At 67.4% G+C, this 11878-nt stretch carries 2 protein-coding genes; both read left to right on the top strand.

Annotated features, from left to right (window positions below):
* The first annotated feature begins 19 nt into the window (after positions 1–19).
* A complete protein-coding gene (locus Q4I12_RS08415) occupies positions 20–8704 on the top strand; it encodes a non-ribosomal peptide synthetase (RefSeq protein ID WP_302261312.1) in 8685 nt (2894 codons plus the stop codon).
* Positions 8705–8751: 47 nt separating this feature from the next.
* The gene (locus tag Q4I12_RS08410) at positions 8752–11871 is read left to right on the top strand and encodes a type I polyketide synthase (RefSeq protein WP_302261311.1); all 3120 of its coding nucleotides are present in this window, start codon (positions 8752–8754) and stop codon (positions 11869–11871) included.
* The last annotated feature ends 7 nt before the right edge of the window (positions 11872–11878 follow it).

The following is an 11878-nucleotide window of genomic DNA, read 5'->3' as shown; positions in this document are numbered from 1 at the left end:
TGCCGCAGGACAGAAAGTCATGGACAGCATGAACATCACTGACGAAGCGATCGCCGTCATCGGCATGAGCTGCCGTTTTCCCGGTGCTCCCGACCTCGACGGATACTGGCGCAACCTTTGCGAAGGCAAGGTCAGCGTGACCTTCCTGGACCGGAAAGACCTTGCCGCAGCGGGCGTGGATCACGGCCTGCTGCGCGACCCGAACTACGTCCCGGCGACCTACAGCCTGGGGAACATCGACAAATTCGACGCAGCCTTCTTCGGCTATGCCGGCAGCGAGGCGGAAAAGATCGACCCCCAGCAGCGCACCTTCCTGGAATGCGCCTGGGAATCGCTGGAGGATGCCGGATATACGCCTCTGCCCGGCGGCGGGCTGGAAGGCAAGAGCGTCGGCGTTTTTGCAGGCAGCCGCATCAGTGCCTATCTGGAACATGCGTGCCGAGGCCTGAAGGCCGGGAACGGTGCCGAGGCCTTCCAGTGCCTGGTGGGCAACGACAAGGATTACCTGTGCTCGCGCGTCTCCTACAAGCTGAACCTGAACGGGCCCAGCCTGTGCGTGCAGACGGCCTGCTCCAGCTCGCTTTCCGCCGTGCACGTGGCCTGCGAGAACCTGCGCAGCGGCGCGTGCGACATGGCCCTGGCCGGAGGGGTGGCCATCGATGTGCCCCAGGAGAAAGGTTACCTGTTCCAGGAAGGCATGATCTTCTCTCGCGACGGCTACTGCCGCCCCTTTGACAAAAATGCCTCGGGCACGGTCTTTTCCGGCGGGGCGGGCGTCGTCGTCCTGAAACGGCTGGCAGATGCCCTGCGCGACCGCGACCACATCTATGCCGTGGTGCTGGCCTCCGTAGTCAACAATGACGGTTCCCGGCGGGTGGGCTATACCGCGCCCGGCGAATTCGGCCAGACCGCCGTCATCGGCGAGGCGATCTCCCTCTCGGGACTTTCCGCGCGTGATATCGGCCTTGTCGAAAGCCACGGCACCGGGACGGCCCTCGGCGACCCCATCGAATTCGCCGCCCTGGGCAAGGCCTTTGGCCATTTCACGCAGGACAGGGGCTTCTGCGCCCTCGGCGCGGTCAAGGCCAACATCGGCCATGCCGATGCCGCGTCGGGCATCGCCAGTTTCATCAAGGCCGTCATGGCCGTCCATACCGGCCACATTCCGCCCCACCCCCTGTTCGAGGAAGCCAATCCGGCCCTGGACCTCGACGCCAGCCCTTTCTACATCAACACGGCCCTTGCGGACTGGAAGGATGCGGAAAGACCACGCGCCGCCGGGATCAGCTCCTTCGGCATCGGCGGGTCCAACGCCCATGCCGTCATCATGCAGGCTCCCGAAGAGCCGGTGAATTCCCGCCACCTGCCTGACGGCACGCCGGATCTTTTCGTCCTTTCGTCGCGCACCGGGACCATGCTGCGTGCCCTTGCCGGACGCATGGCCCGGGCGCTGGAGGCCCCGTCCGCCTCCCTTGCCGACATCTGCTTCACGGCCAGGGCCTCACGCAGCCGGGACAAGGTCCGGCTGGCCGTCCGCGCCACCTCGACCGGCGCGCTCCGGGAGGCTTTGCACGCCTTTGCCCGGGGCGGGATGCCCGAGGGGATGCTGCTTTCCGGACATACGGAGGCGCGGGACGTGCCCGGCGACCTCATGGATGACGGACTCCAGCGGGTGGCCCTGGCCTACATGGCCGGTGACGACAAGGCATTGGACGCCCTCCAGGAAAAAGCCCTGCGTCTGGGCGCCCGTCGCGTCCGGCTTCCCCTGACTCCCTTCCAGCGCCGCCGCTTCTGGCCTGAAGAAGACAGCACCGGCACGGATGGCACCGGCCGTGAAGCCCTCTCCCATCCCGTGTGGCGCGAACGCTTCACAACTGCGGAAGGAAAGATCCTTTACGGGGGCCGCCTTGGCGGCAAGGAACTGGAACGCATGCGGGAACACCGGGTAGCGGGCAGGAGCATCGCCCCGGGCAGCCTGCTCCTCGAGCTCCTGCGCGCGGCCGCCGCCCGGGAATACGGCGCGGACTGCGGTCTCGGTCATGTGGCCCTGCTTCGTCCCCTGCCGCTGGACGGGGACCGGGACGTCTTTTTCCAGCTCATCCTGGAAGGCGACAGGGAACGGGGCGTCATGGAGCTCTTCACCTCTACCGCCCCCGAAGCTCCCGGGGCCTGGCACAGGACCGCGCGAGCCGGCATCGAAGGCCCGGCATGCTCCATGCCTGCGGCGGCACCGGCAAGCGACGAAGACATGCCCGAGGACATAGCGGCCTATTATGCCGCCATGCAGGGTCTTGGCGTCTCGTACGGGCCTTCCTTCCGCCTGTTGCGGGAGATCCGCAGCGGCCGGGGCAGGGCCAGGACCCGTGTCTCCTCCGGCAACTCCAGCGACGGTTGGGGCTGGGATCCCGCCCTGCTGGATGCCTGCCTGCAGGGTGTGCTCTCCTGCATCCCCCAGCAGGACAGGGATACGGACAGGATCTTCGTCCCGGCGGGTTGCCGGCATCTGGACCTGCCGGAACAGTGCCCCGCTGATGTGCAGGTCATGCTGGAGCTGCGGGAAAGCCCGGCCGAGGATCCCGGCGATACGGGCACGTTCCTGCTGGACGTCAGCCTTTTCGACGGCAACGGCGAAGCCGTCGGTCGCATGGAAGACCTGCGCATGAGTGCCCTGCCGCCTGAAAGCGTCGAGGAAGAGGCCGGCTCCCCGGAGGCCGCCCGTTACGCTGTCCGCTGGATCGAGGGGGAACAGCTCCCCGGCCGGGCCCGGCTGGACGGGCGCTGGCTCGTACTGGCAGATCCCGGCCCCCTGGCCGAGGCACTTGCGGCGCGCCTGGAATCTGACGGCTGCCACTGCCGCGTCCTTTCCCATGCGGAACGGGACGGCCTTCCTGCGGCTCTGGATGCCCTTGCTGACGGACAGGGCCGCCTGCATGTGGTGGATGCCTGGCCCCTGGGCGTCCCGGGCATGGCTGATCCTGACGGGACCTATGACCGCAGCGTGCTGCCCCTGCTGGAGATCGTCCGGCAGGCGCGGGCACGGGACATGGAGGCCCGCCTCGATCTCGTGATCCTCACAAGCGGGACTTTCGGCCCCGACATTGCGGCCGACGCCCAGGAGCGGCCGTTGCCCGGCCAGTCCCTCGTCTGGGGCCTCGGCCCGGTAGTGTGCATGGAGCATCCCGCCCTGCGCGTGCGCCTCATGGATCTTCAGCACCCGGAGGCCGACGATACCCTGTTCCGGGCCCTTGCCTGCGAAGACGGGGAAGACCGTCAGGCCTTGCGTGACGGCCGCCGCCTCCTGCCCCGCCTTGAAAGGGCGGACGACGGCCGGGACGACGGAGCGACAGGCCCCCGGGCCCTCGTCATGGAAGGTCCCGGTCTCGACAACCTGCGCTGGCAGCCGCTGGAGCGCCGCTCCCCGGAAGCGGGCGAGGTGGAAGTGGCCCTTGCGGCCTCCAGCCTCAACTTCCGTGACGTCATGATGGTCATGGGCATCTACCCCGGCGAAGAGACCGCCGTGGGCAGTGACGGGGCCGGCATCGTCACCGCTGTGGGTGACGGCGTCTCCGGCATCCAGGTAGGAGATCGCGTGGCGGTCAGCGCCTATGGTTGCCTGCGGACCCACATCACCCTGCCTGCCGCCATGACCTGCCCCCTGCCCGCGGACATCTCGTTCGAACAGGCCGCCGCGCTGCCCGTCGCCTACATCACGGCCTGCTACGGCCTTGAGGAGCTTGCCGGCATCCGCGCCGGACAGACCGTCCTCATCCACGCGGCCTCCGGCGGCGTGGGACTCGCCGCCATGGCAGTGTGCCGCAGGGCCGGTGCCCGCATCTTCGCCACGGCAGGCACCCCGGCCAAGCGGGAGCTGGTCCGATCGCTCGGGGCGGAACTGGTCATGGACTCCCGTTCCACCGGCTTCGCCCAGGAAGTCCTGGATGCCACCGGCGGCAGGGGGGTGGACATCATCCTCAACTCCCTGGCCGGCGAGGCGCAGGAAGCCTCCTTCCCGCTGGTGGCGGACAATGGCTGCTTCGTGGAGCTGGGCAAGAGCGGTCTGCGCCAGGCGGGCGACTACCGGACAGAACGCGGCCTCATGCGCTACCGTCCTTTGGATCTGGTGGAGCTGGGACGCGACCGGCCCGACCTGATGGCCGGGATCTTCCGGCGTGCCATGCGGGGATGCGCCCGGGGAGAGCTGGCCCTGCTGCCGGTCACGGTCTTTGCCGCCGACCGCCATGACGCTGCTTTCCGGCACATGATGCAGGCGCGCCACACGGGCAAGATCATCCTGCGCTGGCCCGCCGCCGTCCAAACCGGGCATTCCGCATGCTCCGGCACGGAACTGGTGAGCGGCGGCCTGGGCGGGATAGCCCTGCGCCTGTGCGCCGACCGCGTACGCCGGGGCTGCCGTCACCTGCTGTTGCTGGCCCGCCGCCAGCCTGCGGCGGAGGAAGCGGCCCTGCTGGAAGACCTGCGGCAACAGGGCTGCACTGTCCGTCTGGCCCTGGCCGACGTGTCCGACAGCAGCGCCCTGCGACATGCCGTGGACTCCGCCCTGAAAGACATGCCGCCACTGAAGCGCATCTGGCACCTGGCCGGGACGCTGGATGACGACAGGCTCCTCCGCCTCGACGCGTCGCGCTTCAAACGGGTCCTCGCCCCCAAGGCGGAGGGCGCCTGGAACCTGCACCGGCTCTCGCTGGACCACCAGCTGGAAGCCTTCGTCCTGTTCTCCTCCACGGCCTCCTTCCTCGGCCCCATGGGCATGGGCAACTACGCGGCGGCCAATGCCTTCCTTGACGAGCTCGCGCTGTACCGCCGCCATCTGGGCCTGCCCGCCCTCAGCATCAACTGGGGAGCCTTCCGTGATGCCGGCATGGCCGTACGTCAGGCCGACCTCCGCACCCTTTCCCGTTTAGGCATCCATACCGTTGCGCCCGAGGAAGGCTTTGCCGTCATGGAACGCCTCCTCTCCCGCGACGAGTGCAGGGCCGCCGTGCTGCATATGGACTGGCCCCGCTATGCCGCAGGCTACGACAGCGACCGTTTGCCGCCCCTGCTGCGATCGCTCTGCCCCGCCACAGCGGACGACAGCGAAGCCTCCGTATCGCCCGAAGCGGACAGCGCGGGCCGGGACAGCCGGGATGCCGTCATGCGGGCCGTCCGTGCCAAGGTGGCGACCATCCTGCGGACCGACGCCGCGAGCCTGCCCGGCGATGCCAACCTTATCGAGCTGGGCGTGGACAGCCTGCTGGCCCTGGACCTGTTCCAGTCGCTGGAAAAGCAGTTCCGCATCCGGGTGGACCGCAGCCTGCTGTTCAAGGAGCCTACCATCGATGCCCTGGCCTCCCGGATCGCCTCCCTGCTCGACGCCGGGAAAAGGGCTCAGGACGGGGACCTGCCCGTCATCCATCCCGACAGCGCCGCCCGTCATGAGCCCTTCCCGCTCATGGACATGCAACAGGCCTACTGGGTGGGCCGGACAGGCGCCCTCGTGCTGGGCAATGTCTCCTGCCACGTCTATCTCGAGCTGGAAACGGAGGATCTGGACCTTCCCCGCTGGGAGGCCTGCTGGAACAGACTGATCCGGCATCACGACATGCTGCGCTGCGTCATCATGGAGGACGGACGGCAACGCATCCTGCCCGAGGTGCCGCCCTTCACCGTCACGGTACAGGACGCGACGGGCCTGGATGCCGGGGTTGCCGAACAAATGGTGCTGGAATGCCGGGAACGCATGGGGCATGAAGTGCTCTCCGCGAAGGAATGGCCCCTGTTCCGTGTGGCCGCCACCCGGATGCCGGGCGGTTCCATCCGCCTGCACATCAGCCTGGACCTGCTGGTAGCCGACCTGCACAGCATGAACCTGATGATGAACGGGCTCGAAAGCCTCTACCGGTATCCTGAACGGGAACCGGCCCCCCTGGACCTTTCGTTCCGGGACTATGTGCTGGCACTGGAAGCCTTCAGGAAGAGCCCGCGCTACCGGAAGGACAAAGAATACTGGCTGGAGCGTGTCGCCGCCCTGCCGCCCGCGCCGGACCTGCCCCTGGCCGTCCCGCCCGCGCAGGTGGAGCGCCCGCGCTTCGTCCGCCATGCGGCGCAGCTCGACCGGAAGACCTGGGCGGACCTGCGCCAAAAGGCCGCCGCGCACGAGCTGACGGTCTCCGGCCTGCTGCTGGCCTGCTATGCCGAGGTGCTGGCCCGCTGGAGCAGCCGGGACGAGTTCACTCTCAATGTCACGCTTTTCAACCGGCTGCCCCTGCATCCCGAAGTCGGGGAGATCGTGGGCGACTTCACGTCCGTGAGCCTGCTTGCCTGCTCTTTCGACGGCACGGCATCCTTCCTCCGGCGCGCACGGGCCCTGCAGGCCCAACTGTGGGCCGACATGGATCACAGCACCTTCTCCGGCGTGGAGGTCATCCGCGAATGGAGCAGATGCACGGGCCGTTCCAGCGCCGACATCATCCCCATCGTCTTCACCAGTACCATCGGCTTCGGCGACGAGCACGGCACCCATCCGGCCCTGCGCACGTTCGGGCGCATGGTCTACAACATCACGCAGACGCCGCAGGTCTGGATCGACCATCAGGTCCGCGAGGTGGACGATTGCCTTGAGTTCAACTGGGATGCCGTGGACGAACTCTTCCCCGAAGGGCTCGTGGACAGCATGTTTTCCGCCTATTGTCGCCTGCTCCGGATGCTGGCCCGGGACGACAGGATCTGGCACCAGACCCATTTGCCCCTGCTGCCGCAGGAACAGCTGGGACGCCGCCGCACGGCCAACGCCACGACCCGGGAGTTCCCCCATGCGGGCCGCGGGACGCTGGACAGCCTTTTTGCCCGTTCCCTGCGAGATGCCCCCGGGGCCCTGGCCCTGGCGGACGGCGATCTTTGCCTGAGCTACCGGGATCTGGGCAGGGCTGCCGAGGCCCTTTGCGGCAGGCTCATGGCCCGGGGCTGCGGCCAGGGCAGCCTTGTGGCCGTCGTCAGCAACGGCGGCTGGGAAGAAGCGGTCGCGGCCCTGGCCGTGAGCAGTGCCGGAGCCGCCTACATGCCCGTGGATGCCGCTGTCCCCCCTGCCCGCCTCAAGCATCTGCTCGAATATTCCGGGGCCGGGGCCGTCCTGGTGCAGCGCCGCCATGCGTCCCTGCCCTGGCCCGCGGGCCTGCCCGTCATGGTCATGGATGAGGATTTATTGAAATCGAATTCCGAATTTGATTTCGAAAGATGCGTCAGCCGTCCTGACGCGCTGGCCTACGTCATCCACACTTCGGGCTCCACGGGCGCTCCCAAGGGGGTCATGATCCGCCACGAACGCGCCGTCAACACCATCAGGGCCGTCAACGAACTGACCGGGCTGCGGTCTTCGGACAGGGTCCTTGCCCTTTCGCGCTTCACCTTCGACCTGTCCGTCTGGGACATGTTCGGCCTGTTCGGCGCGGGCGGGGCCCTGGTCCTGCCGGATCCCGCCAGACGTCTGGAAGCGGCCCACTGGCTGGAGCTGATGCACCGGCATCAGGTGAGCATCTGGAACAGCGTCCCCCCCTTCCTCCAGATCCTTGCCGCCCATCTGGAACATCATCCCGCTGCCCTGCCGCCCTTGCGCTGCGCCCTGCTCAGCGGGGACTGGATCCCCCTGGGCCTGCCCGGACGCATCAGGGCCTTCTGGCCGGAGCTGCAGCTCTTCAGCCTCGGCGGCGCCACGGAAGCTTCCATCTGGTCCAATTTCTTCCCCGTGGAAGACGTCCTGCCGCAATGGAAGAGCATCCCTTACGGCAAACCGCTGGCCAACCAGAGGTTCTTCATCCTCGACCGCCACGGCAGCGATTGCCCGGACTGGGTCCCCGGCGAATTGCACATCGCCGGTGACGGTCTTGCCGACGGGTACCTCAAGGATCCCGAACGCACGGCCGAACGCTTCATACGCCACCCCGGCACAGGGGAAGACCTCTACGCCACCGGTGACCTGGGCTGCTACATGCCCGACGGCAATATCGAATTCCTCGGCCGTCAGGACAATCAGGTCAAGATCAACGGTTACCGGGTCGAGCTGGGCGAGGTGGAGAACACCCTCATGGAGCATCCTTTCGTGGAACAGGCCGCCGCCCTGACGGTCAGGGGCAGGCAGGCGGGCCAGGTGCTGGCCGCTTTCGTGGCCTGCCGGCCCGGCACGTCTCCGGCGCCGGAAGAGCTCCAGCAATGGCTGGCGGAGCGTCTGCCCTCCTTCCTGGTCCCCGGCATGATCCTGATGCGGGAAAGCCTTCCCCTGACCAGCTCCGGCAAAGTCGACAGGAAGAGCCTCGTACTCGACCCCGACCAGGAACTCCCCCGGATGAAGGGGGCACAGCCCGGATCTGAGACGGAACGGCTGGTGGCCGGAGCCATCGCGCATGTCCTGGGCCGCGACGACATAAGCATCGACAGCCGCTTCTTCGAGATGGGCCTGAGTTCCCTTGATCTTGTCGCCGTACAGGCCGCCCTCGGGGAACGCCTGGGCACGGATATCCCGCTCATGACCCTGCTCGAGCACACCAGCATCCGTGCACTGGCAGCCTGGCTGGACAACAGGACGCCGCGCACGACCGCGCAAGAGATATCCGCGCCGGAAGGCGGCGGGAGCGCCTCCGCCTTCGACCGCGGCATGGACCGGGCCGAACGGCGCATGCGCACCCGCTCCAGGCAACGGACCGGACGCTGATCCTTTCTCACCAACCCTTCAAAAGCGCCATGCGCACGAGGCATGCCATGCATCCACAAACGAACAAGGTCCCGGAGAACGCCATCGCCGTCATCGGCATGGACTGCCGGTTCCCCGGTGCCAATGATACCCGGCAATTCTGGAAAAACCTCGTCAGCGGGACCGAGTCCATCACCTTTTTCACGGACGACGAATTGCGCGGGGCAGGCATCCATCCGGAGACCATAGCCGACCCCACCTATGTCAGGGCCGCGGGCATCATGGAAGATGCGGAACTGTTCGATGCCGCTTTCTTCGGCTACACCCCGACAGAAGCCATCTGCATCGACCCCCAGCAATGCCAGTTCCTGCAGACCTGCTGGCACGCCCTGGAGGATGCCGGTTACAATCCCTATACCTATCCCGGCGCCGTCGCCGTCTTCGGCGGCACGCGCCTGAGCACCTACTACGTCAACTATATGTGCGCCGACCTGGCGGACTACGGCACGGCGCGCTTCATGCAGGGCCATATCGGTACGGACCGCGACCATCTGTGCACCCGCGTCTCCTACAAGCTCAACCTGCGGGGCCCGGCCTTCAACCTGCAATGCGCCTGCTCCACTTCCCTCGTCAGCGTGCATCTGGCCTGCCAGAGCCTGCTCAACGGCGAGTGCGACATGGCCCTTGCCGGCGCCAGCGGCATCGACATCCCGCAGGAGCACGGCCATTTTTACCAGGAAGGCATGATCTTTTCGCCTGACGGGCATTGCCGCCCCTATGACGCCCAGGCGGAAGGCATCGTCTCGGGCAACGGCGTGGGCGTCGTGCTGCTCAAACGCCTGGAAGACGCCCTGCGCGACCGCGACGACATCCACGCGGTCATCCTGGGGACGGCCATCAACAACGACGGCAATTCCAAGGTCGCCTATTCCGCGCCCAGCCTCGAAGGCCAGAGCGAAGTCATCGCCGAGGCCCTGGGCGTCAGCGGCGTCGATCCCGCCACCATCGCCTATGTGGAAGGGCACGGTACCGGCACCTATCTCGGTGACCCGCTGGAGGTCGAGGCCCTGAACCGCATCTACTCCCGCAACAACCCCGCACGCGGTTATTGCGCTCTGGGATCGGTCAAGAGCAACGTCGGCCATCTGGAAGTGGCGGCGGGGGTGGCCAGCCTCATCAAGGCCATCCTTTCCATCAAACACGCCCGGATTGCCCCTACCTGCCATTTCAACAGCCCCAACCCCCGTATCGATTTCGCGTCCACCCCCTTCTTCGTCAACAAGACGGCCATCGACTGGCCGCAGGGCTTCTCCCCCCGGCGCGCCGCCGTCAGCTCTTTCGGTGTGGGCGGGACCAATGCCCACCTGATCCTCGAGGAAGCGCCGCAGCGGGAAAGCTCCCGCAGTGCGGGGGCTGTCGCCAACCCTCTGATGGTGGTCTCCGCCAGGAGCGAAAAGGCCCTGAAGGAACTGGCAGGACGCTATGGGGAATTCCTGGCCGGGCAGGATGCCGACGGTCTCGATCTGGCCGACTTCTGCCATACCACACAGGAAGGCCGGGAACATCACGCCGTCCGTCTCGCCGTGGTAGGCGAGAGCCTGGAAGAACTGCGCTCCGGCCTTGACGCGGCGATGACGCACGAGGAGTGGACCACCACGAACACGGGCGACGAACACAGGCCCGTTTTCCTCTTCACCGGTCAGGGGGCGCAACGTTCGGGCATGGGGAAGGAACTCTACCAGGCGCAGCCGTGCTTCCGCGCGGAGCTCGACCGCTGCGCCCGCCTTTTCGACCCTCTGCTGCCCGAGCCCCTGCTGCGCGTCATGTGGGACGCCGACAAGGCCGCGCTGCTCGACAACACCGCCTTCACCCAGCCGGCCCTGTTCAGTCTGGAATATGCCCTTGCCCGGATGTGGCAGTCCTTCGGTATCCAGCCTCTGGCCGCTGCCGGGCACAGCATCGGCGAATATGTGGCCGCGACCCTGGCAGGCGTGTTCAGTCTGGAGGATGCCGCACGTCTTGTGGCCGCACGGGGGCGCCTCATCGCCTCCCTGCCCGCCGGGGGCGGCATGAGCGCCGTGCTGGCCTCCGAAAAGGACATCCTCGCCCTGCTCGCCGCCTGCGGCACGCCGGAACGGACAGGCATCGCCGCCGTCAACGGCTCCACGCAGACCGTCCTGTCGGGCCCGCTGGAAGACCTTGCCCGCATCGCCGACAAGGCCGGGAGCCTGGGCATCAGCATCCGTCACCTGCCGGTCTCCCATGCCTTCCATTCTTCCCTGATGGATCCCATCCTCGACGACTTCGCCCGTGTGGCCGAAAGCATCGCCTATGACGCCCCCGGCCTGCCCGTGGTCAGCAATGTCACCGGCCGGCTGGTCGGGCCTGCCGAGATCTCCGGGGCCGACTACTGGGTGCGGCATATCCGCTCCACCGTGCGCTTTTTCGACGGCTTCCGCACGCTGCGGGACATGGCTCCAGCGTCCTGGCTGGAGCTGGGCCCGTCCGGCGTGCTGACGGCCCTCTGCCGCCGTGAACAGGCCCTGGAGAACAGCGGGGAAGACGGCGTCTGGGTCGCCGCCATGCATGCCGGGACCCCGGAATGGCGCCAGACAGGCGAGGCCCTGGCCGCCCTCTACCGCAGTGGAGCGGATGTCGACTGGGCAGCATTTGCCCAGGACCAGCACTGGGGCCGCCTCCACCTGCCCCTCTACCCCTTCCAGGGGGAACGCCACTGGGTGGACGACTCGTTCCGCGGCATAGCCAGCGGAAGCACCGCCGCCCCGGCCGCCTCGCAGGACGACATCTGGCAGCGCCTGACCCGGGCTGCCGAATCCGCCTCCGGCGCTGAAGACGACCGCCCCGACGGCACCGAATACCGGGAGCATGCCCGGATGATCGAGACCTTCTGCTCCGGCTATGCCCTCGAGGCCCTGACGGATCTGGGGGCCTTCCCGGATGAGGGCTTCCATACCGCCCGGGACATCGCCGCACGCATAGGCCTGCCGGAACGGTTCGACCAGCTTCTTCCGCGCCTGCTGGAGAACCTGGCCGAACAAGGCCTCCTGGCCCGTGACGCCGCCGGCTCTTACGGCCGCCCGGCCGCTCCGGACAGGGATCTCAGGGATCGTGTGACCAGCCTGCTCGACCGGCAGGAGGCCTCCGGCCTCTCTGACCGTCAATCATAGGAAACAT

It is taken from the genome of Desulfovibrio piger (assembly GCF_951793255.1).
Lineage (GTDB): Bacteria > Desulfobacterota > Desulfovibrionia > Desulfovibrionales > Desulfovibrionaceae > Desulfovibrio.
The sequence above is the reverse complement of the archived record's forward strand: the minus strand, read 5'-3'. Positions and strand labels throughout refer to the sequence as shown.